The sequence below is a fragment of the Enterobacter cloacae complex sp. HYC003_NIDB genome (genome assembly GCF_056673375.1).
Genome location: NZ_CP114220.1, coordinates 1,013,250 through 1,039,707 on the forward strand (window position 1 = coordinate 1,013,250; position 26,458 = coordinate 1,039,707).

Genomic DNA, 26,458 nt, shown 5'->3' on the forward strand with positions numbered 1-26,458 from the left:
CCATTGCTTCAGTCAGAGGGGAGAAGTGCGCCGTCCGCAGACGGCGCAGGAGGTATTAGCTGAACAGCGAGTAGAAAATAGCGGAGATGGCAATCAGGCCCATCACAACAACGAACACGTTGCTGATATGGCCGCTGTATTTACGCATCGCAGGCACTTTCTGAATCGCGTACATCGGCATCAGGAACAGGATCATCGCGATAATTGGGCCGCCCAGGGTTTCAATCATGCCCAGAATGCTTGGGTTCAGGGTGGCTACCGCCCAGGTGGTCACCAGCATGAACAGCGCAGTGATTTTGTTCAGACGGTTGATTTCAATGGTCTTGCCTTTACCACGCAGAGATTTAATCACCATGCCGTTGAAGCCTTCACGTGCGCCCAGGTAGTGGCCCAGGAAGGATTTGGTGATGGCGATAATTGCGATGATCGGCGCCATCCACGCAATCAGCGGTGCGTTAAAGTGGTTTGCCAGGTAAGACAGAATAGAGATGTTCTGCTCTTTCGCCGCCGCCAGATCCGCCGGGGAGAGGCTCAGCACGCAGCTGAACACGAAGAACATTACGGTCAGTACCATCATGATGTGCGCGCGAGCCAGGATGCTGGAGCACTTCTTCTCTGCGCCATTGCCGTACTCTTCACGCTTCGCTACTGCGAAGGAAGAGATGATTGGCGAGTGGTTGAAGGAGAACACCATCACCGGGATCGCCAGCCACAGGGTCAGCAGCAGACCGTTGCCGGTCGTGGATGCGCTGCTCAGAGACAGGGTTTCCAGCGCAGCGCCGTTCCACTGTGGGATCAGGTACAGAGCCAGCACCATCAGAGCCGCAACAAACGGGAACACCAGCACGCTCATCGCTTTCACAATCATCTGCTCGCCGAAGCGCACGATGGTCATCATACCAACGATCAGGATCAGGGACAGAATCGCACGCGGCGGCGGGGTCATCTGAAGCTGGTGCATCATAAAGCTTTCTACGGTGTTGGTGATAGCAACGCTGTACACCAGCAGAATCGGGTAAATCGCGAAGAAGTAGAGCAGGGTAATCAGCTTACCTGCGCCGACGCCGAAGTGTTCTTCAACGACTTCAGTGATATCTTCGCCCGGGTTTTTACCGGACAGCACGAAGCGGGTCAGGCCTCGGTGCGCAAAGAAGGTCATCGGGAAGGCGATGAGAGCCATGATGATCAGCGGGATCATACCGCCGACACCTGCGTTGATAGGAAGGAACAGTACACCAGCGCCGATTGCTGTGCCGTACAGGCCAAGCATCCACATGGTATCCGTTTTGCGCCAACCGCTTCGGGATTCAATCGAAGCAACGGTGCTGGTTTGAGTGGTTTCCATCTGTATCTCCTGGAGGAAGCAAATTGTCAGGTTTTTAGTCAAATCCGATGAAAAAGCGCCTGACGGTAATATGAAATTCGTTCAGTGACGGTTTTTTAATAATTTTTGCCCGTAACTATTGGCGGGCGGAAAGATACATTCTAGTTATGAATCTATCAGTGATCGCGATCCCAAATGCAATAATCCACTTGTGATGTGGGTATATTTAGACCATTTATCTGTTAAAAAAACATCAAAGAGAATTTACGGGCGCGAAGGCTACCATTAACGACATGTTTTCGAAAAGGTCGACCCGCGAGATAGGTGTCTTTCGCTGTAAAGAAATGGGATTTTAGGATTTTCTGGCGGGTAATTTCGATTAAGGCTGATTATTTATGGTTTCAAAAACGAGGTAATCGTTTGCGCAGACGTCAGATTTGTTAATAACATTGAAGATCGCTATGAATTACAACACGAATAAAAAAGCCGGATGACGATCCGGCTTGAGAGGAGAGGAATGTCGCTTTACTTGATGATTTCGTAACACGGAATATAGGCAGAGCCTGGAAGCTTCATGCGGTGCTGAGCGACAAAGCCCTGCAACATATCATCCATGCGGCGCATCATCTCCGGATCACCGTGGATCTTATACGGGCCAAACTCTTCAATTGCGCGTATCCCCACCTCTTTCACGTTCCCCGCCACGATGCCAGAGAAGGCGCGACGCAGGTCGGCAGCCAGCACTTCCACCGGCTGATCCGGATAGAGTTTGAGGTTCGCCATGTTCTCATGCGACGGCTCGAAGGGGATCTGAAGATCCGGTGCGATACGGATGGACCAGTTAAAGCTGTAGGCATCCCCGGTATCACGACGATTCTCTTTCACCAGCGGCATTGCTTTTTTCATCTGACGGGCCACTTCTGCGGCATCGTCAATAATAATGCGGTAGTGACGGCGCGCGTCTTCGCCCAGCGTATGCACGATAAACTCGTCCAGCACGCGGAAGTAGTCGGCGCTCTCTTTCGGGCCGGTCAGGATCAGCGGCAGAACCTGATCTTTGTTGGCCGGGTTCATCAGGATCCCGAGCAGATAAAGCAGCTCTTCCGCCGTACCTACGCCGCCCGGGAAGATAATAATGCCGTGCGCGATACGGACAAACGCCTCAAGACGTTTTTCGATATCCGGCATAATAATCAGTTCGTTAACCAGCGGGTTAGGCGGCTCAGCGGCGATGATCGACGGCTCGGTCATGCCGATAAAACGGCCTTCTTTATAGCGTTGCTGCGCGTGACCTACTGCCGCGCCTTTCATTGGTGCTTCCATCGCGCCAGGACCGCAACCGGTACAGATATTCAGTTCGCGCAGGCCGAGCTGCGTCCCCACGCGGCGGGCATACAGGTATTCGGTTTCGTTAATAGAGTGACCACCCCAGCAGACGACCATGTTCGGCGCTTCGCCCACGTGCAGGGCGCGGGCGTTACGCAGAATAGAGAAGACCAGGTTAGTGATATGAACGGAACTTTCCAGGTCAAGATGCTGGAAACGTCCGGCGTTGCTGATCTGTCCGTTAACAAACAGAATGTCGCGCAGCACGGCAAACAGGTTGGCCTGAAGTGAGCGAATAATACGCCCGTCGACAAAAGCGTCTTCCGGCGGGTTGATCACTTCCAGCTTCACCCCGCGCTCGCGGCGCAGCACGTTGATATCAAAACTTTCGAAGCGGGACAGCAGCTCTTTACTGTTGTCGGTCAGGCTTCCGGAGTTCAGTACGGCAAGTGAACAGTTACGAAACAGTTGATAAAGGTCGCTACTGGCGGTGCGTTTAAGCATGTCCACTTCCAGCTGCGACAACATATCCATAGAGCCAAGCGGGCTAATATGTGTAATCAAGTGAGCTCCTTATGGGACGATTATCGTCTTTCCCTGTTGATTACAATAGCCCTGGCTTATGACGTTTCACAACACTTCGGGCGGAATACCGCCCGCATATTGTGAAAATATTTATCTTACTGGCGCACCAGCCGTCCGGTGGCAGGCACAAAATCGGTATTGGTGCGCCACGGATTGATATCCAAACCGCCGCGACGGGTGTAGCGGGCATAAACGCTCAGCTTTTCGGGCTGGCAGAAACGCTGGATGTCGTTGAAGATGCGCTCCACGCACTGCTCGTGAAATTCGTTGTGATGACGGAATGACACCAGGTAACGCAGCAGCTTTTCACGGTCAATCTGCGGGCCGCGGTACTGGATCTGTACCGAGCCCCAGTCCGGCTGATGGGTGATAAGGCAGTTGGATTTCAGCAGATGGCTGACCAGCGTCTCGCTGACCACTTTTCCGCCCGCCGCGTTTTCCAGGTAGTCGGTGCTAAATTCATAGCTTTCCACCTCAATGTCCTGATCGTCGATGCAGGTGCCGTGGAAATGGGCAATGGGCTGTCCTTCCAGCTCATGCAGACGGTATAACGAGACGGTTACGTTGCCCTGCGCGCACGCGCTTAAATCACGTTCAAGCGTCTGTTGTACCTCGTCCCAGCTGTTGAATTTGGTCTGGTTAAAGCTGTTGAGATAGAGCTTAAAGCTCTTGGATTCGACCAGGTTTACGCTGGCGTAATCCAGCTCGACGTGGCCCACGGCCACCTGCGGCAGACCGCGCGCATTCAGCCAGGAGAGTTCGTACAGCGTCCAGATGTCGCCGCCGACAAACGGCAGCGCGTCAGCGTGCAGCCCGAGCGGATCGCGGTTCAGACTGCGCGGCACGCCCTGCAACAGGCTTGCATCGTAGGTGTCGCGGTAATCGGTCGATTTACCCAGCGTTAAGCCCGTTAACGCCTGATGATTTTCGTAAGACATGTTTCATAGCCACTTTACAGGTACACTTATGGGCTGAGTTTATCCTGTCTTACAAGAAGAGAGAAATCGGTGGATATCGAAACTGCAAATGCCCTGACGTCCTTCACGACCCGCTATTGCGATGCCTGGCATGAAAAGCGGGGGACGTGGCCGCAAAGTACTGACTTATATGGCGTGCCGTCACCGTGCATTATCGCTTCGCAGGATGATTACGTTATCTGGCAACCGAAACCGTTCACGGGCGAGCAGAATGTAAATGCGGTTGAACGCGCGATGGACATTGTGATACAACCTGCGCTTCATGCATTTTATACCACGCAGTTTGCCGGGGATATGACTGCATGTTTTGCAGGACAGCCGTTGACGCTGCTGCAAACCTGGAGCGAAGACGATCTGCAACGCGTTCAGGAAAACCTCATTGGTCACCTGGTCACGCAAAAACGCCTTAAGCTCTCTCCGACTCTTTTTATTGCGACGCTCGACAGTGAACTGGACGTCATTTCTGTCTGCAACCTGTCTGGCGAGGTCATCAAAGAGACGCTCGGCACCCGCAATCGCGACGTTCTCGCGCCTTCACTTGCGGATTTTCTTACCCAAATTGAGCCGCTTCTGTAATCCATGATGCTACTGGACGTGTGAGAGATCTCTTACACGCTCTGTGAGACATCGCCGAAACAGTTAGCGTTGCCTTAGGAATTTCAGATTAATATTAACTTTTCTTTCAACAGGTTAGTGGTTTTCTGAAAGGGAATCCCCCGTTTCGCCTGGCTTACATTGCTTACAAGGTGGGTTGTAAGACGAAGCAGAATAGCGGAATCTATCTGTGTCGACAGGATGCCGACACGAGAAACGAACATCAGGATGATGGCGTTTCTTACCAGGGACACGTCAGGATGACGCCGCAGGAAGGCTTCAGGATGAAGCAAAGTGGATCACGCAGGATGCGTAAGGGACACCTCCAGGAAGGAGAACGAGAGCCGGTCAGGATGGTCGGTGGGTCAGGATGGCCAGGACGTTTCAGGATGAAACCTACACATCAGGACGATGTGAGCAGGAAGCAAAAGGTAAAGGGATGACCAGGCCTTCGGGCATCAGGAAAAGTTGTCACGGATGAGCAGGGAGCACGTATTGTAGCTGGAATGCTGCGAAACGAACCGGGAGCACTGTTTTTACAGTGCTCCCTTTTTTTATTTCTGTCGTCCGCAATGCTATGCTTCGCGCCATTCCGTTTTTCAGTTGAGGTATATATGTCGCATCATGACAACGTTCGTGCGCAGTTGCACGCCATCGAAGCCCTTATGCGCCAGCATCAGCTGTGGCAGGATAACGCGCCGCAGCCAGACGCGTTCGCCAGCACCCAACCGTTTTGTCTGGATACGCTGGCCCCGTTCGAGTGGCTCCAGTGGGTCTTAATTCCGCGTATGCACGCGCTACTGGAAGGTGGTCACGCGTTGCCCGCGTCTTTTGCCGTCTCTCCCTATTACGAAATGGCGCTGGAAGCGACCCACCCGGCGCGTGCCATGATGCTGGTGGAGCTGGAAAAGCTCGATGCGCTTTTCGCCGGTGACGATGCATGACGCTTGAGATCCTTTATCAGGATGAGTGGTTAGTGGCGGTGAATAAACCGTCCGGCTGGCTGGTGCACCGTAGCTGGCTCGATCGCGATGAGAAAGTCGTGGTCATGCAAACCGTGCGCGATCAGATCGGTCAGCACGTCTTTACTGCTCATCGTCTGGATCGGCCAACCTCTGGCGTTCTGCTGATGGGGCTTTCCAGTGAGGCGGGTCGACTGCTTTCGCAGCAGTTTGAGCAGCACCAGATGCAAAAGCGCTACCACGCCATCGTGCGTGGCTGGCTGACGGATTCCGCCACGCTTGATTATCCGCTGGTGGAGGAACTGGATAAAATTGCCGATAAATTTGCCCGCGAAGATAAAGGCCCGCAGCCTGCGGTGACCGACTATCGCGGTATGGCGACCACAGAACTGCCGGTGGCGACCAGCAAATTTCCGACCACGCGATACAGTCTGGTTGAGCTTTTGCCCAAAACCGGGCGCAAGCACCAGCTTCGCCGCCACCTTGCACATCTGCGCCACCCGATTATCGGCGACAGCAAGCACGGCGATCTGCGCCAGAACCGCAGCGCGGCCGAGCACTTTGGCTGTAACCGGCTGATGCTGCACGCCAGCGAGCTACGCCTGACGCACCCGTTTACCGGCGAACCGCTGACTATTCGCGCAGGGCTGGACGAGGTCTGGATGCAGGCGCTGTCACAGTTTGGCTGGCTGGGACAACTCCCCGAAAATGAAAGGGTTGAGTTTGCCGCAGGCAACGTTCAGGATGAACAGCAAGCGCAATAATTACGGGAGCAAAGCATGGCTGAAGTAGGCATTTTTGTCGGCACGATGTACGGCAACTCGCTGCTGGTGGCGGAGGAAGCGGAAGCAATCCTTGTAAACCAGGGCCATAAAGCAACGGTCTATGAAGATCCGGAGCTGGCGGACTGGGAAAAGTATAAAGATAAATACATCCTGGTGGTGACCTCCACCACCGGGCAGGGCGATCTGCCGGACAGCATCGTCCCGCTTTTCCAGGGCATTAAAGACCAGCTCGGCTATCAGCCAGATGTTCACTATGGCATCATCGCCCTCGGCGATAGCTCTTACGCTAATTTCTGCGGCGGCGGTAAACAGTTCGACGCGCTGTTGCAGGAACAGAGCGCTCAGCGCGTCGGAGAGATGTTGCTGATTGATGCGGGTGAACACCCTGAGCCAGAAAGCGAGTCAAATCCCTGGGTTGAACACTGGGCAACGCTGCTTAAATAACCCTGCGCTATACCAATGCCAGGCCGGGTCAGGCGTAGCCGCCACCCGGCATTACACCCCGCCCCAAACGCCATTTCCGTGAACCACCTTCCACTCCTCTGGGCTTATGCCCTAAACAACCTCCCTCACGCCCTTCAATACTGTGTTTTTGCACGGTGAGGTGAAGAGGCACTCCTTCATATACTTTTCCCGTCACTATAAAACGGCTTCTGGCCGTACCAAAACCAAACACAAATCTCTCATTCTGATTACCCTACAGGTGCTGTACAGAATGAACCAGGCGAAAGCTATGTTTCAGGAGTGCAACAATGAGTACATTAAGCCACGCGGCGAGCAGCGCTGAGAAGCGCACCAACGCCCGCTACTGGATAGTGGTGATGCTGTTTATCGTCACCTCTTTCAACTACGGCGACCGTGCCACGTTATCCATTGCCGGCTCTGAGATGGCAAAGGACATCGGACTTGATCCGGTAGGTATGGGTTATGTTTTCTCCGCATTTTCATGGGCCTACGTAATCGGCCAAATCCCTGGCGGCTGGCTGCTGGACCGCTTTGGTTCAAAACGGGTCTATTTCTGGTCCATTTTCATCTGGTCGATGTTTACCCTGTTACAGGGCTTCGTGGATATCTTCAGCGGCTTCGGCATTATCATTGCGCTCTTTACCCTCCGCTTCCTGGTGGGCTTAGCGGAAGCGCCATCATTCCCTGGCAACAGCCGTATTGTGGCCGCCTGGTTCCCGGCGCAGGAGAGGGGAACGGCGGTAGCCATCTTTAACTCGGCGCAATACTTTGCGACGGTTATTTTCGCGCCAATCATGGGCTGGCTGACGCACGAAGTGGGCTGGTCGCACGTCTTCTTCTTCATGGGCGGGCTGGGGATCGTCATCAGCTTCATCTGGCTGAAAGTGATCCACGAACCAAACCAGCATCCGGGCGTGAACAAGAAAGAGCTGGACTACATTGCTGAAGGTGGGGCGCTGATCAACATGGATCAGAAAACCCAGAAAGCTAAAGTTCCGTTCAGCCAGAAATGGGGGCAGATCAAACAGCTCGTCGGCTCACGAATGATGATCGGTATCTATCTCGGCCAGTACTGCATTAACGCCTTAACCTACTTCTTTATCACCTGGTTCCCGGTTTACCTGGTGCAGGCGCGCGGGATGTCGATTCTGAAGGCGGGGTTTGTCGCCTCCGTGCCGGCCATCTGTGGCTTCGTGGGCGGGGTGCTTGGCGGGGTCATCTCCGACTGGCTGATGCGTCGTACCGGTTCGCTGAATATTGCGCGTAAAACGCCAATCGTACTCGGCATGCTGCTCTCCATGACCATGGTGTTCTGTAACTACGTCAGCGCGGAGTGGATGATTATCGGCTTTATGGCGATGGCCTTCTTCGGTAAAGGCATTGGCGCACTGGGCTGGGCGGTGATGGCAGATACCGCGCCGAAAGAGATCAGCGGCCTGAGCGGCGGTCTGTTCAACATGTTTGGCAACATTTCCGGCATTGTCACCCCAATCGCTATCGGTTACATCGTCGGCACCACTGGCTCCTTCAACGGCGCGCTGATTTATGTAGGCGTCCATGCGCTGGTGGCGGTACTCAGTTATCTGGTGCTGGTGGGTGACATCAAACGAATCGAACTGAAACCTGTTGGGGAGCGCGGATGATGACAACGCAATCAAGCCCGATCGTGACGGAGATGAAGGTCATTCCGGTGGCGGGGCAGGACAGCATGCTGCTCAACATTGGTGGCGCGCATAACGCCTGGTTCACCCGCAACATTGTGGTGCTGACCGACAGCGCAGGGAATACCGGCGTCGGGGAAGCGCCTGGCGGAGAGGTGATTTACCAGACGCTGGTCGACGCCATCCCGCAGGTGGTTGGGCAGGAGGTCGCCCGCCTGAACAAGGTGGTTCAGCGGGTGCATAAGGGTAACCAGTCGGCGGATTTTGATACCTTCGGCAAAGGCGCCTGGACGTTTGAACTGCGCGTTAACGCGGTGGCGGCGCTGGAGGCGGCCCTCCTCGATTTACTGGGCAAGGCGCTGAACGTGCCAGTCTGCGAACTGCTGGGGCCAGGCAAACAGCGTAATGCGGTAACGGTGCTGGGCTATCTGTTCTACGTTGGCGACCGGACGAAAACCGATCTGCCGTATCTGGAACGCTCGCCGGGCAGCCACGAGTGGTATCACCTGCGTCATCAGGAGGCGCTCTCTGGCGAGGCGGTGGTACGCCTTGCAGAGGCGGCGCAGGATCGCTACGGCTTCAAAGACTTCAAGCTGAAAGGCGGCGTTCTGCCCGGCGAGCAGGAGATTGACAGCGTGCGCGCGTTGAAAAAACGCTTCCCGGAGGCACGCATCACCGTCGATCCGAACGGCGCCTGGCTGCTGGATGAAGCTATCACGCTGTGCAAAGGGCTGGGCGACGTGCTGACCTACGCGGAAGATCCGTGCGGCACCGAGCAGGGATTTTCTGGCCGCGAGGTGATGGCCGAATTCCGCCGCGCTACCGGGCTGCCGGTTGCGACCAACATGATCGCCACCAACTGGCGTGAAATGGGCCATGCGGTGATGCTGAATGCGGTGGACATACCGCTGGCGGACCCGCACTTCTGGACCCTTTCCGGCGCGGTGCGCGTGGCGCAGCTGTGCGATGACTGGGGGCTCACCTGGGGCTGCCACTCCAATAACCATTTCGACATTTCGCTGGCGATGTTTACCCACGTTGGCGCGGCGGCGCCGGGCAACCCGACCGCCATCGATACGCACTGGATCTGGCAGGAAGGCGAAGCGCGCCTGACCAAAAATCCACTTGAAATCAAAAACGGCACAATTGCCGTACCGGATGCGCCGGGGCTGGGCGTGGAGCTTGACTGGGATCAGATCCACAAGGCGCATGAAGCGTATAAAAAACTGCCGGGCGGCGCGCGCAACGACGCAGGCCCGATGCAGTACCTTATCCCCGGCTGGACATTTGACCGTAAGCGCCCTGTATTTGGACGTCACTGATAAAAGGATCGAACGATGAGCACATTTTCTACCCCTGTAGTCACCTCCATGCAGATCATTCCTGTCGCGGGACATGACAGCATGCTGATGAACCTGAGCGGCGCCCATGCGCCGTTCTTCACCCGTAATATTGTGGTGATCAAGGACAACTCAGGGCATACCGGTGTCGGTGAAATCCCGGGCGGGGAGAAGATCCGTAAAACGCTGGAGGACGCCATTCCGCTGGTGGTGGGTAAAACGCTGGGCGAGTACAAAAATGTGCTGACTCGCGTGCGTACGACCTTTGCCGATCGTGATGCGGGTGGCCGTGGTCTGCAAACGTTTGATCTGCGCACCACTATCCATGTGGTCACGGGCATTGAAGCCGCGATGCTGGATCTGCTGGGCCAGCATCTTGGCGTCAATGTCGCCTCCCTGCTGGGCGACGGCCAACAGCGCAGCGAAGTGGAAATGCTCGGCTACCTGTTCTTTATCGGCAACCGCAAACTCACCCCGCTGCCGTACCAGAGCCAGCCGGACGAAAAATGCGACTGGTATCGTGTGCGTCACGATGAAGCGATGACCCCGGACGCGGTAGTGCGCCTGGCGGAAGCCGCGTATGAAAAATATGGTTTTAATGACTTCAAGCTTAAAGGCGGTGTACTGGCGGGTGAAGAAGAAGCAGAGGCGATCGCCGCGCTGGCGAAGCGCTTCCCGCAGGCGCGCGTCACGCTGGATCCGAACGGTGCCTGGTCGCTTGATGAGGCGATAAAAATCGGTAAGCAGCTTAAAGGCGTGCTGGCCTATGCGGAAGATCCGTGCGGTGCAGAGCAGGGGTTCTCCGGACGTGAAGTGATGGCGGAGTTCCGTCGCGCCACCGGGCTGCCAACCGCCACCAACATGATCGCGACCGACTGGCGTCAGATGGGGCACACGCTCTCGCTGCAATCGGTGGACATTCCGCTGGCAGACCCGCACTTCTGGACGATGCAGGGCTCGGTTCGCGTGGCGCAGATGTGCCATGAGTTCGGCCTGACCTGGGGCTCGCACTCCAACAACCACTTCGACATCTCGCTGGCGATGTTCACCCACGTGGCGGCTGCCGCGCCGGGCAACATTACCGCCATCGACACCCACTGGATCTGGCAGGAGGGCAACCAGCGCCTGACCAAACAGCCGTTTGAAATCAAAGGCGGTATGGTACAGGTTCCTGCTACGCCGGGTCTGGGCGTAGAACTGGATATGGACCAGGTCATGAAAGCGCATGAGCTGTACCAGAAACACGGCCTGGGGGCGCGTGATGACGCGCTGGCGATGCAATACCTGATCCCAGAGTGGACATTCGACAATAAACGTCCGTGCATGGTACGATAAGCGCATTGGGACCGCTCCCATGAGTGGTCCCTTACGTGGTGTATGCTTAACGTAACTAACATGCGTAAGGATGGCTTATGAAAATTGTTATCGCTCCGGACTCGTATAAGGAAAGCTTGAGCGCGCTGGAGGTGGCGACAGCGATAGAGGTCGGTTTTCGCGACATTTTCCCGTCAGCGGACTATGTCAAATTACCGGTTGCCGATGGTGGCGAAGGGACGGTGGAAGCGATGGTGGCAGCCACGCATGGGCGTCTTGTCCATGTTCCCGTTACCGGGCCTTTGGGTGAACGCGTGGAAGGGTTTTTCGGGTTATCCGGAGACGGGAAAAGCGCCTTTATCGAGATGGCGGCAGCGAGCGGTCTGGAGCTTGTTGCTCCCGCAAAGCGTAACCCGTTAATCACCACCTCCTGGGGAACCGGGGAACTGATCCGTCATGCGCTGGATGCGGGCGTAAAGCATATCATTATTGGCATTGGAGGCAGCGCGACCAATGACGGTGGCGCAGGCATGGTGCAGGCGCTGGGCGTAAAACTGCTGGATGCGAAAGCGCAGCCCGTAGGGCCGGGCGGCGGCGAACTGGCAAGCCTTGCGCATATCGATCTTAGCGGGCTGGATAAGCGGCTGGCAGACTGTCGAATTGAAGTGGCCTGCGATGTGACCAACCCCCTGATCGGCGAAGCTGGCGCTTCTGCGGTATTTGGTCCGCAGAAAGGGGCGACGCCGGAGATGGTCAGGACGCTGGACAACGCGCTGGCGCATTACGCAAAAATTATCGCCCGGGATCTGGATATTGACGTCTTAAACCTGGCGGGCGGCGGTGCGGCTGGCGGAATGGGGGCGGCGCTGTATGCATTTTGCGGCGCACAGCTCCGTCAGGGGATTGAGATTGTCACCGATGCCCTGCATCTTGATGAACAGGTCGCGGACGCCGATCTGGTGATCACGGGCGAAGGGCGTATCGACAGCCAGACGATCCACGGCAAAGTGCCCGTTGGCGTGGCGAGAGTCGCGAAACGCTATAACAAGCCGGTTATCGGCATTGCCGGCAGCCTGACGGCGGATGTTGGCGTGGTGCATGAGCATGGACTGGATGCCGTATTCAGCGTGATCTACACCATCTGCTCGCTGGAGGATGCGCTGGAAAATGCGCAACAGAATGTACAGATGGCCGCAAGGAATATTGCGGCGGTGATAAAGATGGGGCAGGGGATGTCGCGTTAACGTTCGTGCTCCTGTAGGCCCGGTAAGCGAAGCGCCACCGGGCTTTGGTCTTAGCTCCCCAACACCTTCATTGCTTCCCGCGTCACGTTGTCCATCTCGTCCAGCAGCTCCAGGAACTCCGGTTCGAGATCGGATTCTGGCGTACCCGCGCGGAGCTGCTGTTCAAGCAACTGGCAGAGATTTTTCAACCGCGGTACGCCGCTGTAGCCGCAGCTGCCATGCAGTTTATGAATGGCTTCCAGCAGTCCTTCGGGGTTTTCACCCACCAGCTGTTCTTCAACCTTGTTACGGATCTCAGGCAGGAAGTCCACCAGCATTTGCAGCATATCGCGGGCCAGATCGGGTTTGCCCGCCGCCTGGCGCAGCGCCAGTTGCCAGTCAAACGTGGCATTCTGGTTAACGCTGATCTCCGGCGATTCAGCTGTAATGGTGTATGTCCCGCCAATGTGCCCCGGCTTGTAGCGCAGCAGCAGGCTGTGCAGCTTCTCTTCGTCGATCGGTTTCGCCAGATAATCGTTCATGCCCGCACCCAGCAGTTTCTCCTTTTGCCCCGCCATCGCGTGCGCCGTCACGGCAATCACCGGCGTCTGCTGCTGGTGCGGAAGCTGGCGAATCAACTCGCAGGCGCGGATGCCATCCATGCCCGGCATCTGAATATCCATCAGGATCAGGTCGAACTGCATCTGTTTGGCTTGTTCCACGGCTTCGGCGCCGCTGGTACACAGCTCAACATGCTGAACCTGATCCTCAAGCAGCACGCCAATCAGCTTCAGGTTCGCCGGGTTATCGTCCACGGCCATCACCGTCATCGGCAGCTTATGTTCGTCGTTTTCCAGCGGCAGGGACTGATGCGTCAGACGGCAATATTCGGTCAGCGCAGGTAACAGCCGTGTGGCGGTGAGGGGTTTCAGCAGACACGCCGCCGCTCCGTCGTTTTTCAGCTCTTCGGCGTTGATTTGGGCGTGGCACGGCAGCGCCAGCAGCAGGTAGTCCGTCATTGAGGCCGCCTTCGCCAGGCGTTCCTGCTGCATGGTCAGTTCTCCGGTAAACGTCACCGGAATCCCCAACAACAGGATATCGTAATGATCGTTAGCCAGCGCGGAGAAGGTCGGGCTGTAGATGACCTCCAGCGGCGTGCTGCTTAATACATCCAGCGTACACTGCGCCGCCGCGGCGTTCGGTTCCACATAGGCCAGACGCATCCCTTTCAGGCAGCCGGTGACCGGGCCGTCGGTCTGCACGTTCGGGTTAAGATCAAGGTTGATATGGAACCAGAAGGTTGAGCCCCGGTTAGGCTGGCTGTGGAAGGAGATATCGCCTCCCATCTCTTTCACCAGCTTTTGGGTGATCACCAGCCCCAGGCCCGTTCCGCCGTGACGACGGGAAATGCTCGCATCGGCCTGGCGGAAAGCCTGGAACAGACGCGTCTGATCGCGCTCCGGAATACCAATGCCGGTATCCCGGATCTGCACTTCAATCTGGACTTTGTTATTACTGAGCGCCCTTTTTTCGACCAGAATATCGATGTTGCCGCTCTCGGTGAACTTAATCGCGTTGCCCACCAGATTGGTAATGACCTGTTGCAGGCGCAGCGGGTCGCCAATGACGTTATCCGGCACATCATTTTTAATATTGAGCGTCAGTTCCAGACCCTTATCATGCGATGAGTGGGCAAGAAGCGTGACCACGTCATCCAGCGTGCTGCGCAGCGGGAAGGGAATACTCTCCAGAATCAGCTTGCCCGCTTCCAGCTTCGAGAAGTCCAGTACGTCGTTAATAATGGTCAGCAGGTTGTTGGCTGAGCGTTCAATGGTATGCAGATGGTCACGCTGGGTCGGGTTCAACTCGCTTTTGAGCGTCAGACGGGTGAAGCCAATCACCCCGTTCAGCGGCGTGCGCAGCTCGTGCGACATGTTCGCCAGGAACTCAGACTTAATTCGTGCCGCCTCCTGCGCACGTTTTTTCGCCAGATCCAGCTCCACGTTCTGGATCTCCATCTGCTCCAGCGTTTCGCGCAGGTCAGAGGTGGCCTGGTCAACGTTGTGCTGCATTTCTTCGTGATAAGCCGCCAGCGACATCGCCATTGAGTTGATGCCATTTTTCAGCATATCCAGCTCGCCGAGCATAAAGCCTTCCACGCGGCTGTCGAGCTGACCCCGGCGGATCCGGTCAACGGTATTCACCATGTTGCGGATAGGCCCCGTGACGTCGCGCATCAGTCGCCAGCCGAAGATCAGCGCGATGCCGATGCAGAACAGCATCATCACGCCGGAGATGAAAATTTCTTTGTACTGCTGGAGCCGCACCGACTTGAGATCCAGCTCCAGCGCCACATATCCCAGCATATTATTGCTGGACTTCGCATCGGACTGGGCGGATTCGTCGGGTGAATAACTTTCGGAGATAATCGGCGTGCGCAGGATCATGATATCGCCGCGCCGCAACACCGTAAGATGACGCGGGAAGGGGGTACCATCCGGGATTTTCAGCGACGTGGGATCCAGATGGAAATTCGAGGTGACGAACAGACGGTTATGCTCATCGTAAACGGAAATAGCGCGCACAATCTCTGAATGACGGCGGTGCAGCACGCTGATTAACTGACCAATGGATTCACGGTTTTGCAGGTTCATACCGTACTCGCTGGAGACGGCCAGCGGTTCGATAATGCTGGCCCCGGCATCTTCAAGCTGTCTCTGCAAATCGTTATAGCGATGCACCACAAAGAAAATGCTCAGCAGCAAACCGATGAGAACGGTAGGAGCGAGGATCAAAATCATCATGCGCGCGCGCAGGCTGTAGTTGGTCATGGAGTTTCGTTATGGGACAATCAGGCTAATTATGTTTATTTGAGAACAATCTCGGCGATGGCGCAATTCTACTCTGCAAAACGACGCGTGACGACGCGTCAGATCATAACTGTTGAAGCCACGGACCTCGATCCTTTTGGACAGGGGGTGGCGCGTCATAAGGGTAAGACACTGTTTATCACAGGTTTGCTGCCAGGAGAACGCGCAGATATTACGCTGACGGAAGAAAAACGTCAGTATGCGCGCGGTCAGGTCAAGCGCCGTCTTAATGATAGCCCGGAGCGCGTGATGCCTCGCTGCCCCCATTTTGGCGTCTGCGGTGGCTGCCAACAACAGCATGCCAGCACAGAATTACAGCAAAAAAGTAAAAGCAGCGCGCTGGCCCGCCTGGTCGGACACGACGTGAATGACATCATTGCCGATCGGCCCTGGGGCTACCGTCGCCGCGCTCGCCTGAGCCTCAGCTACCAGTCCAAAACCGAGCGGCTGGAGATGGGTTTTCGCAAAGCCGGCTCCAGCGATATCGTCTCTGTCACGCAGTGCCCTGTTTTGGTGCCCCATCTTGAGGCGTTGCTCCCGGACGTGCACCACTGTCTTGCATCGCTGGATGGCGTGCGTTCGCTGGGCCATGTCGAACTGGTGCTGGTCAACAGTGGCCCGCTGATGGTACTGCGCCACACCGCGCCGCTGTCAAAGGCAGATCGCGAAAAACTGGAACGCTTTTCGCATTCTCATGAGCTTGCGCTTTTCCTCGCGCCGCAAAGCGAGATACTTGAGCAGGTCAGCGGAGAAGCGCCCTGGTATGCGTCAGACGGGCTACGCTTAACGTTCAGCCCGCGGGATTTTATCCAGGTCAACGACGGCGTGAACCAGCAGATGGTAGCGAACGCGCTGGCGTGGCTGGACGTACAGCCCACCGATCGGGTGCTCGATCTGTTCTGCGGTATGGGGAACTTTACCCTGCCGCTGGCCCGCAAAGCAGCAAGCGTGGTCGGGGTGGAAGGCGTTGAGGCGCTGGTGGTGAAAGGCCAGGAAAACGCCCAACAGAACGGCTTGCAAAATGTGACATTCTTTCATCAAAATCTTGAGGATGATGTTACTCAGCAACCGTGGGCTAAGCAGGGCTTTGATAAGATCCTGCTCGACCCGGCGCGCGCAGGTGCGCCGGGCGTGATGCAGCATATAATTAAACTCGCGCCTGAACGCGTGGTCTATGTTTCCTGTAACCCGGCGACGCTTGCCCGTGACAGCGAAGCATTATTGAGCGGGGGTTACCAGATTCGACGTCTGGCAATGCTGGACATGTTCCCGCACACTGGTCATCTGGAATCGATGGTGTTGTTCGAGCACATCTAATGAGTTTGGCTTGTCGACTTCGACAGGCCCTTGTCCCTAAAGGAGAGGACGATGGTTGCGGTAAGAAGTGCACATTTAAATAAAGCTGGTGAGTTTGACCCTCAAAAATGGATCGCAAGTCTGGGGATTTCCAGCCAGCAGTCGTGTGAACGCTTAACCGAAACCTGGGCCTATTGTTTACGCACAACGCAGGGGCATCCGGACGCTGAACTGCTGTTGTGGCGCGGCGTGGAGATGGTTGAAATTCTCTCCATGCTGAACATGGATATCGAAACGCTACAGGCCGCACTGCTGTTCCCCCTGGCGGACGCCGACGTGGTGACGGAAGACGTCCTGCGTGAAAGCGTCGGCCAGTCCGTCGTGGCGCTTATCCACGGCGTGCGTGACATGGCAGCCATTCGTCAGCTTAAAGCCGCGCAAACGGACTCTGTCTCTTCCGAGCAGGTGGATAACGTCCGTCGCATGCTGCTGGCGATGGTAGATGATTTCCGCTGCGTGGTGATCAAGCTGGCCGAACGGGTTGCCCATCTGCGTGAAGTGAAGGATGCGCCGGAAGACGAGCGCGTCCTGGCCGCTAAAGAGTGTACGAATATCTATGCGCCGCTGGCGAACCGTCTCGGTATCGGGCAACTGAAGTGGGAGCTGGAAGATTACTGCTTCCGCTATCTGCATCCGGCGGAATACAAACGCATTGCAAAATTGCTGCACGAACGCCGCATTGACCGCGAGCACTATATCGAGGAATTTGTCAGCGGGCTGCGCCAGTCGATGAAAGAGGAGAATGTGCGCGCCGAGGTCTACGGGCGTCCGAAGCACATCTACAGCATCTGGCGCAAAATGCAGAAGAAACATCTCGCCTTTGACGAGCTGTTTGACGTGCGCGCCGTACGTATCGTGGCGGAGCGTCTCCAGGACTGCTATGCCGCGCTGGGGATAGTGCATACTCACTTCCGCCATCTGCCGGATGAGTTCGATGACTACGTCGCCAACCCCAAACCAAACGGCTATCAGTCTATTCATACCGTGGTGCTCGGCCCTGGCGGCAAAACGGTGGAAATTCAGATCCGTACCAAACAGATGCACGAAGACGCCGAGCTGGGCGTGGCGGCGCACTGGAAATACAAAGAGGGTACCTCCGGCGGCGGTCGCTCCGGTCACGAGGACCGTATCGCCTGGCTGCGTAAGCTGATTGCGTGGCAGGAAGAGATGGCCGACTCCGGCGAAATGCTCGACGAAGTGCGCAGTCAGGTCTTCGACGATCGCGTCTACGTCTTTACCCCGAAAGGGGATGTTGTTGATTTGCCGGCAGGCTCCACGCCGCTCGATTTCGCCTACCACATCCACAGCGATGTGGGGCACCGTTGCATCGGGGCGAAGATCGGCGGACGTATCGTACCGTTTACCTACCAGCTCCAGATGGGCGATCAGATTGAAATCATCACCCAGAAGCAGCCAAACCCAAGCCGCGACTGGCTGAATCCGAACCTCGGTTACGTTACCACCAGCCGTGGGCGCTCTAAAATCCACGCCTGGTTCCGCAAGCAGGATCGTGACAAGAACATCCTTGCCGGTCGTCAGATCCTGGACGACGAGCTGGAACATATCGGGATAAGCCTGAAAGAGGCGGAGAAGTTCCTGCTGCCGCGCTACAACTTCAACGAGCTCGACGAACTGTTAGCGGCGATTGGTGGCGGCGATATCCGCCTGAACCAGATGGTGAACTTCCTGCAAGCGCAGTTCAACAAGCCAAGCGCAGCGGAGCAGGATGCGGCAGCGCTGAAACAACTCCAGCAGAAAACCTACGCTCCGCAGCAGCGCAGCAAGGACAATGGCCGCGTGGTGGTTGAAGGGGTGGGTAACCTCATGCACCATATTGCCCGCTGCTGCCAGCCGATCCCGGGAGACGATATTGTCGGCTTTATCACCCAGGGGCGTGGGATCTCGATTCACCGCTCCGACTGCGATCAGCTTGCAGAGCTGCAATCGCATGCGCCGGAACGTATCGTGGAAGCCGTCTGGGGGGAGAGCTACTCGGCGGGTTACTCGCTGGTGGTGCGCGTCACTGCCAACGACCGCAGCGGCCTGCTGCGCGACATCACCACCATTCTCGCCAACGAGAAGGTCAACGTGCTGGGCGTTGCCAGCCGCAGCGATACCCGCGAGCAGCTTGCCACCATCGATATGACTATCGAAATCTATAACCTTCAGGTGCTGGGCCGCGTACTCGGCAAACTGAATCAGGTGCCGGATGTGATTGACGCGCGTCGTCTGCACGGCGGCTAAACATCCTCTTCTGTAGGCCGGGTAAGGCAACGCCGCCACCCGGCTCAGGCATTTAATGGAATCTGTTATGACTCAAATCGACCGCCTGCTTGGCATCATGAAACGCCTGCGCGACCCGGAAAACGGCTGCCCGTGGGATAAAGAGCAGACTTTCGCCACCATTGCGCCTTACACGCTGGAAGAGACCTACGAAGTGCTGGACGCGATTTCGCGCGAAGATTTCGACGACCTGCGCGGTGAGCTGGGCGACCTGCTGTTCCAGGTTGTGTTCTACGCGCAGATGGCGCAGGAAGAGGGGCGCTTTAACTTTGACGATATCTGCGCCGCTATCAGCGACAAGCTGGAGCGTCGTCATCCGCATATTTTTGGCGATGCCTCCGCAGGCAACAGTGCGGAAGTGCTGGCGCGCTGGGAGCAGATAAAAAGCGCCGAACGCGCTGAAAAATCCCAGCACTCGGCGCTGGACGACATTCCCCTGAACCTTCCCGCGCTGATGCGCGCGCACAAAATTCAAAAGCGCTGCTCGGCGGTAGGGTTTGACTGGAACTCTCTCGGCCCGGTGCTGGAAAAAGTGCACGAAGAGATCGACGAAGTGATGCATGAAGCGCAGCAGGCCGTTGTGGATGAAGCAAAGCTGGAAGAGGAGATGGGCGATCTGCTGTTTGCGACCGTCAACCTTTCGCGCCACCTCGGTGTAAAAGCGGAAACCGCCCTGCAAAAAGCGAACATTAAATTCGAGCGACGCTTTCGCGAAGTTGAGCGGATTGTGGCCTCGCGCGGCCTGGAAATGAGCGGGATTGACCTCGACGCGATGGAAGAAGTCTGGCAGGAAGTAAAACGCCAGGAACATGATCTCTAACGAGATTTTGCGATCAAGCGCAATTTGTGTGATTTTTTAAATGACAAGCGCTTGATTTGCGTCAAAAACATTTACCCAAAAGGGGCTATTTTCTCACTCCTTATGTTTGTCATGGCCTGGAGTGGAGACGGAGAATGAAAGTTTGTGGCGCTCGTCGTGTTCGGGTATACTACTTTCCCGTCCTGGTTATTCCATCGTTTCACCCTAACTTCTCAGGTTCAGCATGACAACGAACTATATTTTTGTGACCGGCGGGGTCGTATCCTCTCTGGGTAAAGGCATTGCCGCAGCCTCCCTCGCAGCCATTCTTGAAGCCCGTGGCCTCAATGTGACCATGATGAAACTGGATCCGTACATCAACGTCGATCCTGGCACCATGAGCCCAACCCAACACGGGGAAGTGTTCGTTACTGAAGACGGCGCTGAAACCGATCTGGATCTTGGCCACTACGAGCGTTTCATCCGTACCAAAATGACCCGTCGTAACAACTTTACGACTGGCCGTATCTACTCTGACGTTCTGCGTAAAGAGCGCCGTGGTGACTACCTGGGCGCGACCGTGCAGGTCATCCCACACATCACTAACGCCATCAAAGAACGTGTCCTTGCCGGTGGCGAAGGGCATGACGTTGTGCTGGTTGAAATCGGCGGTACCGTAGGGGATATCGAATCCCTGCCGTTCCTCGAAGCGATTCGTCAGCTGGCGGTAGATATTGGTCGTGAGCACGCGCTGTTCATGCACCTGACGCTGGTGCCTTACATGGCAGCAGCAGGTGAAGTGAAAACCAAACCGACTCAGCACTCTGTTAAAGAGCTGCTCTCCATCGGTATTCAGCCTGACATCCTGGTTTGCCGTTCCGATCGCGCGATTCCGGCGAACGAACGCGCGAAAATTGCATTGTTCTGTAACGTGCCTGAAAAAGCCGTTATTTCAATGAAAGATGTCGATTCCATTTATAAAATCCCGGGCCTGTTGAAATCACAGGGTCTGGACGATTATATTTGTAAACGATTCAGCTTGAACTGTCCGGAAGCTAACCTGTCTGAATGGGAGCAGGTGATTTACGAAGAAGCCAATCCGGGCGGCGAAGTGACTATCGGTATGGTCGGCAAGTACATCGAACTGCCGGATGCCTATAAGTCAGTTATCGAAGCGCTGAAACACGGTGGTCTGAAGAATCGCGTCTCTGTGAACATCAAGCTGATTGATTCACAGGATGTGGAGACGCGCGGCGTTGAAATTCTTAAAGATCTGGATGCTATCCTCATCCCTGGCGGCTTCGGCTACCGTGGTGTTGAAGGCAAGATCGCCACTGCACGCTATGCGCGTGAAAACAATATTCCATACCTCGGTATCTGCCTGGGTATGCAGGTTGCGCTGATTGAATTTGCGCGCAACGTAGCGGGAATGGAAAACGCGAACTCTACGGAATTTGTGCCAGACTGTAAGTACCCTGTTGTGGCGCTGATTACGGAATGGCGCGACGAAGACGGTAACGTCGAAGTCCGTACCGAGAAGAGCGATCTGGGTGGCACCATGCGTCTTGGCGCACAGGCCTGCCAGCTGTCCGACGATAGCGTGGTACGCAAGCTGTACGGCGAGCCGGTCATCACCGAGCGCCATCGTCACCGCTATGAAGTCAACAACATGTTGTTGAAACAAATTGAAGCTGCGGGTCTGCGTGTTGCGGGCCGTTCCGGGGATGATCAGTTAGTCGAGATCATCGAAGTGCCTAACCATCCGTGGTTCGTGGCCTGCCAATTCCACCCGGAATTTACTTCAACGCCGCGTGACGGGCATCCGCTGTTTGCAGGCTTCGTGAAAGCCGCCAGCGAGTACCAGAAGCGTCAGGCGAAGTAAAAAAAGTTAGAACGGCAACGCGTACCTTTGGTACGCGTTGTTTGTCTGGAGTTTTAGTTTAACTTGTACTGAGGAAAATCTAATGTCCAAAATCGTTAAAGTCATCGGTCGTGAAATCATCGACTCCCGTGGTAACCCGACCGTTGAAGCTGAAGTTCATCTGGAAGGTGGTTTCGTCGGTATGGCAGCGGCTCCATCAGGTGCTTCTACAGGTTCCCGCGAAGCGCTGGAACTGCGTGATGGCGACAAATCCCGTTTCATGGGCAAAGGCGTACTGAAAGCGGTTGGCGCTGTTAACGGTCCTATTGCTCAGGCTATCGTTGGCAAAGATGCTAAAGATCAGGCTGGCATCGACAAGATCATGATCGATCTGGACGGTACTGAAAACAAATCTAACTTCGGTGCGAACGCAATCCTGGCCGTTTCCCTGGCGAACGCCAAAGCGGCAGCGGCAGCTAAAGGCATGCCATTGTTCGAGCACATCGCTGAACTGAACGGCACCCCAGGCAAATACTCCATGCCTGTACCAATGATGAACATCATCAACGGTGGTGAGCACGCAGACAACAACGTTGATATTCAGGAATTCATGATTCAGCCAGTTGGCGCGAAAACCCTGAAAGAAGCGGTACGTATGGGTTCTGAAGTGTTCCACAACCTGGCTAAAGTTCTGAAAGCTAAAGGCATGAACACGGCTGTTGGTGATGAAGGCGGCTACGCGCCAAACCTGGGTTCTAACGCAGAAGCACTGGCTGTTATCGCTGAAGCAGTTAAAGCAGCAGGCTACGAGCTGGGCAAAGACATCACCCTGGCGATGGACTGCGCAGCATCTGAATTCTACAAAGACGGTAAATACGTTCTGGCCGGCGAAGGCAACAAAGCGTTCACCTCTGAAGAGTTCACCCACTTCCTGGAAGACCTGACCAAACAGTACCCAATCGTTTCTATCGAAGACGGTCTGGACGAGTCTGACTGGGATGGTTTCGCATACCAGACCAAAGTACTGGGCGACAAAATCCAGCTGGTTGGTGACGATCTGTTCGTAACCAACACCAAGATCCTGAAAGAAGGTATCGAGAAAGGCATCGTTAACTCCATCCTGATCAAATTCAACCAGATCGGTTCTCTGACCGAAACGCTGGCTGCGATCAAAATGGCGAAAGACGCTGGCTACACCGCGGTTATCTCTCACCGTTCTGGCGAAACTGAAGATGCTACCATCGCTGACCTGGCTGTTGGTACCGCTGCTGGCCAGATCAAAACCGGTTCTATGAGCCGTTCTGACCGTGTTGCTAAATACAACCAGCTGATTCGTATCGAAGAAGCGCTGGGCGAAAAAGCACCTTACAACGGTCGTAAAGAGATCAAAGGCCAGGCATAAGCCTGAACCTTCGTTCTTATGAAAAAACCCGCTTCGGCGGGTTTTTTGTTTTCTATAGCAGAAGCGGCAACGTGGCGCTTGCCGTTTGCTGGCTAACGTCACCGTAATGGCTGTCTACTGCAATAAGGGAAGTGGTTAGCAGTTCAACCAGCAGCATCACGCCAACCTTGGCGTTGAGCGCACCCGCGCTCAGCGGTCCCTCTGGCTTGGCTGCAACCAGCTGTAAATCGCTCAGGGAGGCCAGCGGGCTGCGGGGCGTATTGCTGAGCGCCAGTACCTTAACGCCGCGCTTGCGGGCGAGTTTCACCACGTGAAGCAGATCCCGTGTAGAGCCGGAACTTGAGATGGCCACCACCAGCGTCTCTTTCGAGAGCGTCGTCGCATTCATGGCGGCGCGATGCATATCGCTAAACAGCTGTGCAGGTTTGCCGAGTCGCAGCAGCTTGTAATGCAAATACTCCCCCAGAATTGCGCTGGCCGCCACCCCGTAAATTTGCACTGACTGCGCCTGATGCAGGGCCAGTGTCGCCTGTTCAAGCTGGGCCCGGTCGAGGAGTTTTGCGGTATCTTGCAGCGCCTGGACAGACTCATCCACCACGTTATCTATTGCATCTCCTGCCTGACGCTCCGGCAAACCCTGCTGAATATCCAGCGCAAGCGCCATTTTAAATTCGTTATATCCCTTACAGCCCAGCGTGCGGCAAAGGCGTGTGACGCTGGCCTCGCTGGTGCCGCTTTCACGCGCCAGCTCGGTGATCGTCAGGTAGAGCACCCTGGCAGGATCGTTGAGGACAAACTCCCCCAGTTTTTGTTGCGTTGGGCTGTACCCGGAAGCCTCCTGGCGTAGCTTCAGCAGCAGGTTTTCATGGTCCGACATGCTAGATCCTTAATGCGTTTCTCTGCCAACTAGTGTGGCGGAAAGCGGGGGAGAGATGCCAGTCATTTCGAAAAAGTATGATCGGTGTCCTGGTTTTTGGTGGTAATTTTCACAATTAAAAATATATATGGTAAAAATTTTCATCAATAACCAGGGGGATAAAAAAATGATGCAAATGTTCAGCGGAGCGTCTTCCGGCGGATGGTTTGAAAAAGCGCAGCGCTTCGGCAAATCCTTTATGTTACCCATCGCCATACTGCCCGCAGCAGGTCTGTTGCTGGGGATCGGCGGGGCGCTATCGAATCCAAATACGCTTACTGCGTATCCATTTTTAGACGTTGGCTGGCTACAGGCCATCTTTACCATCATGAGCAGCGCAGGCTCGATTGTGTTTGCAAACCTGTCGGTACTGTTTGCTGTTGGGGTCGCCGTTGGGCTGGCGAAAAATGATAAAGGCACGGCAGGGCTGGCGGCGTTGCTCGCTTATCTGGTGATGAATGCCACTATCAATGCGCTGCTGATCCTGACCGGAAAACTGGCGCATGACAACCCGGGCGCCGTAGGGCAGGGCATGACGCTGGGTATTCAGACGCTTGAAACGGGCGTGTTTGGTGGGGTAGTTATTGGGCTGGTGACCTGCGCACTGCATCATCGGTTTAATAAAATCGCGCTTCCGCAATTCCTGGGCTTTTTTGGCGGCTCACGCTTCGTTCCCATTATCAGCTCACTGGCGGCGATACTCGTCGGCGCGCTGATGACCGTGGTCTGGCCGCATTTTCAGAAGCTGATCTTTGGCCTCGGCGGGCTGGTGGATGCCACCGGCTATCTGGGGACTTTGCTGTACGGCTTCATCCTGCGCATGCTTGGCCCGTTTGGTTTGCACCACATCTTCTATCTTCCGTTCTGGACCACCGCGCTTGGCGGCAGTGAAATTGTTAACGGTCACCTGGTTGAGGGCACGCAGCGGATCTTCTTCGCCCAGCTCGCCGACCCGAACACGCAGCATTTCTATGAGGGCACGTCGCGCTTCATGTCCGGGCGCTTTATTACCATGATGTTTGGTCTGCTCGGCGCCTGCCTTGCGATGTACCACACGGCCAGGCCGGAGAACAAAAAGCGGGTTGCCGGGCTGCTGCTCTCTGCGGCGTTAACCTCATTCCTGACGGGAATTACCGAGCCCATAGAGTTCTCATTCCTGTTTATTGCCCCGGTGCTGTACGTCATTCATGCGCTGTTTGACGGGCTGGCGTTTATGCTCGCGCACATGCTGCACATCACCATCGGACAAACATTCTCCGGCGGGTTTATTGATTTCGTGCTGTTCGGCATTTTGCAGGGGGAAGCGAAAACTAACTGGATGTTCGTCCCGCTGGTGGGCGTACCGTGGTTCTTCCTTTACTACTGTACCTTCCGCTATCTGATCAAACGTTTTGATTTTGCCACGCCGGGCCGTGAAAAGGAGGCGTTGGCTGACGAGGCTACCCTGCCGCAAAGCGAGCGCGCCGCGGCGGTGATCGCCGGGCTGGGAGGAAAAGACAATCTGGATGACGTTGACTGCTGCGCCACGCGCCTTCGCGTCACGGTGAAAGACGGTAGCAAAGTCAATGAATCTGCACTGAAAGCGACCGGCGCCCGCGGCGTAATCGTCCGCGGCAACGGTGTCCAGGTCATCTATGGACCGCACGTCACCATTATCAAAAACGAAGTAGAAGAGATCTTATCGTAATGAAAACTGTACTGGATAACCTGAAAGGAAAACTGGTCGTCTCCTGCCAGGCGCTGGAAAACGAACCGCTGCACAGCCCGTTTATTATGTCGCGAATGGCGCTGGCGGCGGCCCAGGGCGGTGCCGCTGCGATCCGCGCCAATAGCGTGGTGGATATTGAGGCTATCAAAGGGCTGGTCTCACTGCCGGTAATCGGCATCATCAAACGAGACTATCCGGACAGCGAGGTGTTCATCACCGCAACGCTCAAAGAAGTGGATGAGTTGATGGCGGTCGGCCCGGAGATCGTTGCGCTGGATGCGACCGCCCGGAAACGGCCCGGTGGCGGATCGCTGGACATGCTGATCGCGCAGATCCGCACCCGTTACCCTTCGCTGCTGCTGATGGCGGATATTGCCACCGTGCAGGAGGCCGTGGCCGCGCAGGTGCTGGGGTTTGATTGCGTCGGAACCACCCTTTACGGTTATACGGCGGAGACTGCGGGCCATTCGCTACCGGAAAATGACTGCGCGTTTTTGAAAGAGGTGCTGTCTGCCGTCACGATCCCCGTGATTGCTGAAGGTAACGTGGATACGCCTGAACGCGCGGCCAGGTGTCTGGCGCTGGGGGCGCACACGGTTGTCGTCGGCGGGGCGATCACCCGACCACAGCAAATTACGGAACGGTTTATGGCGGCAATTGGCGCGCAAAGCACCGATGGAGCATGATCATCTGACGGGGATCTGCGA

General features: G+C 55.8%; 20 protein-coding genes. 15 read left to right on the forward strand and 5 right to left on the reverse strand.

What is annotated here, in order from left to right; translation table 11 throughout:
• Positions 1 to 55 precede the first annotated feature (55 nt).
• From O1722_RS04840 to queF, 3 genes are all read right to left on the reverse strand, one after another.
• On the reverse strand, positions 56 to 1,345 hold the full coding sequence (locus O1722_RS04840) for an HAAAP family serine/threonine permease (RefSeq protein WP_003862749.1): 1,290 nt from the start codon (positions 1,343 to 1,345) through the stop codon (positions 56 to 58).
• 504 nt (positions 1,346 to 1,849) lie between these two features.
• Positions 1,850 to 3,214: a nucleotide 5'-monophosphate nucleosidase PpnN gene (gene ppnN / locus O1722_RS04845; protein ID WP_003862748.1), complete on the reverse strand. Its 1,365-nt coding sequence runs from the start codon at positions 3,212 to 3,214 to the stop codon at positions 1,850 to 1,852.
• A gap of 116 nt (positions 3,215 to 3,330) precedes the next feature.
• On the reverse strand, positions 3,331 to 4,173 hold the full coding sequence (gene queF / locus O1722_RS04850) for an NADPH-dependent 7-cyano-7-deazaguanine reductase QueF (protein ID WP_032669303.1): 843 nt from the start codon (positions 4,171 to 4,173) through the stop codon (positions 3,331 to 3,333).
• A gap of 69 nt (positions 4,174 to 4,242) precedes the next feature.
• Between queF and syd the strand changes: the two genes are divergently transcribed.
• From syd to O1722_RS04890, 8 genes are all read left to right on the forward strand, one after another.
• Entirely contained in the window at positions 4,243 to 4,788 is a 546-nt protein-coding gene (gene syd, locus O1722_RS04855; RefSeq protein WP_032669304.1) for a SecY-interacting protein, read from the forward strand.
• 632 nt (positions 4,789 to 5,420) lie between these two features.
• On the forward strand, positions 5,421 to 5,750 hold the full coding sequence (locus O1722_RS04860) for a YqcC family protein (RefSeq protein WP_017382834.1): 330 nt from the start codon (positions 5,421 to 5,423) through the stop codon (positions 5,748 to 5,750).
• A complete protein-coding gene (gene truC / locus O1722_RS04865) occupies positions 5,747 to 6,532 on the forward strand; it encodes a tRNA pseudouridine(65) synthase TruC (protein WP_015571733.1) in 786 nt (261 codons plus the stop codon). The genes O1722_RS04860 and truC overlap by 4 nt, the downstream gene beginning before the upstream one ends.
• Positions 6,533 to 6,547: 15 nt before the next feature.
• Complete coding sequence (locus O1722_RS04870; RefSeq protein WP_015571732.1) at positions 6,548 to 6,997, forward strand: flavodoxin; 450 nt, start codon at positions 6,548 to 6,550, stop codon at positions 6,995 to 6,997.
• Positions 6,998 to 7,305: 308 nt separating this feature from the next.
• A complete protein-coding gene (gene gudP, locus O1722_RS04875) occupies positions 7,306 to 8,661 on the forward strand; it encodes a galactarate/glucarate/glycerate transporter GudP (RefSeq protein ID WP_003862734.1) in 1,356 nt (451 codons plus the stop codon).
• Positions 8,661 to 10,001: an enolase C-terminal domain-like protein gene (locus O1722_RS04880; RefSeq protein ID WP_033487667.1), complete on the forward strand. Its 1,341-nt coding sequence runs from the start codon at positions 8,661 to 8,663 to the stop codon at positions 9,999 to 10,001. The genes gudP and O1722_RS04880 overlap by 1 nt, the downstream gene beginning before the upstream one ends.
• Before the next feature lie 15 nt (positions 10,002 to 10,016).
• Positions 10,017 to 11,354: a glucarate dehydratase gene (gene gudD, locus O1722_RS04885; protein WP_032619132.1), complete on the forward strand. Its 1,338-nt coding sequence runs from the start codon at positions 10,017 to 10,019 to the stop codon at positions 11,352 to 11,354.
• Between the two features lie 77 nt (positions 11,355 to 11,431).
• Positions 11,432 to 12,577, forward strand: coding sequence for a glycerate kinase (locus tag O1722_RS04890; RefSeq protein WP_017382830.1), 1,146 nt, complete (start codon positions 11,432 to 11,434; stop codon positions 12,575 to 12,577).
• Between the two features lie 50 nt (positions 12,578 to 12,627).
• Here the strand turns inward: O1722_RS04890 and barA are convergent, their stop codons facing one another.
• Positions 12,628 to 15,387 (reverse strand): two-component sensor histidine kinase BarA, encoded by a 2,760-nt coding sequence (gene barA / locus O1722_RS04895; RefSeq protein WP_003862726.1) that lies wholly within the window; start codon positions 15,385 to 15,387, stop codon positions 12,628 to 12,630.
• Positions 15,388 to 15,444: 57 nt separating this feature from the next.
• Here barA and rlmD point away from each other — a divergent pair, with 57 nt between their 5' ends.
• The 5 genes from rlmD (at position 15,445) to eno (ending at position 23,127) form a co-directional block, all read left to right on the forward strand.
• Positions 15,445 to 16,743, forward strand: coding sequence for a 23S rRNA (uracil(1939)-C(5))-methyltransferase RlmD (gene rlmD / locus O1722_RS04900; protein WP_033487594.1), 1,299 nt, complete (start codon positions 15,445 to 15,447; stop codon positions 16,741 to 16,743).
• 51 nt (positions 16,744 to 16,794) lie between these two features.
• Positions 16,795 to 19,026, forward strand: coding sequence for a GTP diphosphokinase (gene relA, locus O1722_RS04905; protein ID WP_003862722.1), 2,232 nt, complete (start codon positions 16,795 to 16,797; stop codon positions 19,024 to 19,026).
• Between the two features lie 67 nt (positions 19,027 to 19,093).
• Entirely contained in the window at positions 19,094 to 19,885 is a 792-nt protein-coding gene (gene mazG, locus O1722_RS04910) for a nucleoside triphosphate pyrophosphohydrolase (protein WP_017382826.1), read from the forward strand.
• A gap of 223 nt (positions 19,886 to 20,108) precedes the next feature.
• Positions 20,109 to 21,746 (forward strand): glutamine hydrolyzing CTP synthase, encoded by a 1,638-nt coding sequence (gene pyrG, locus O1722_RS04915; protein ID WP_003862718.1) that lies wholly within the window; start codon positions 20,109 to 20,111, stop codon positions 21,744 to 21,746.
• Between the two features lie 82 nt (positions 21,747 to 21,828).
• Positions 21,829 to 23,127: a phosphopyruvate hydratase gene (eno, locus tag O1722_RS04920; RefSeq protein WP_006811784.1), complete on the forward strand. Its 1,299-nt coding sequence runs from the start codon at positions 21,829 to 21,831 to the stop codon at positions 23,125 to 23,127.
• A 52-nt stretch (positions 23,128 to 23,179) separates the two neighbouring features.
• Here eno and O1722_RS04925 read toward each other — a convergent pair whose 3' ends face one another.
• Positions 23,180 to 24,004, reverse strand: coding sequence for a MurR/RpiR family transcriptional regulator (locus tag O1722_RS04925; RefSeq protein WP_015571725.1), 825 nt, complete (start codon positions 24,002 to 24,004; stop codon positions 23,180 to 23,182).
• A 166-nt stretch (positions 24,005 to 24,170) separates the two neighbouring features.
• On the opposite strand from O1722_RS04925, the gene O1722_RS04930 reads away from it, so the two are divergent.
• Both O1722_RS04930 and O1722_RS04935 read left to right on the forward strand, forming a co-directional pair.
• A complete protein-coding gene (locus O1722_RS04930; RefSeq protein WP_023304337.1) occupies positions 24,171 to 25,730 on the forward strand; it encodes a maltose/glucose-specific PTS transporter subunit IIC in 1,560 nt (519 codons plus the stop codon).
• The gene (locus O1722_RS04935; protein WP_033487593.1) at positions 25,730 to 26,437 is read left to right on the forward strand and encodes an N-acetylmannosamine-6-phosphate 2-epimerase; all 708 of its coding nucleotides are present in this window, start codon (positions 25,730 to 25,732) and stop codon (positions 26,435 to 26,437) included. The genes O1722_RS04930 and O1722_RS04935 overlap by 1 nt, the downstream gene beginning before the upstream one ends.
• Positions 26,438 to 26,458 lie beyond the last annotated feature (21 nt).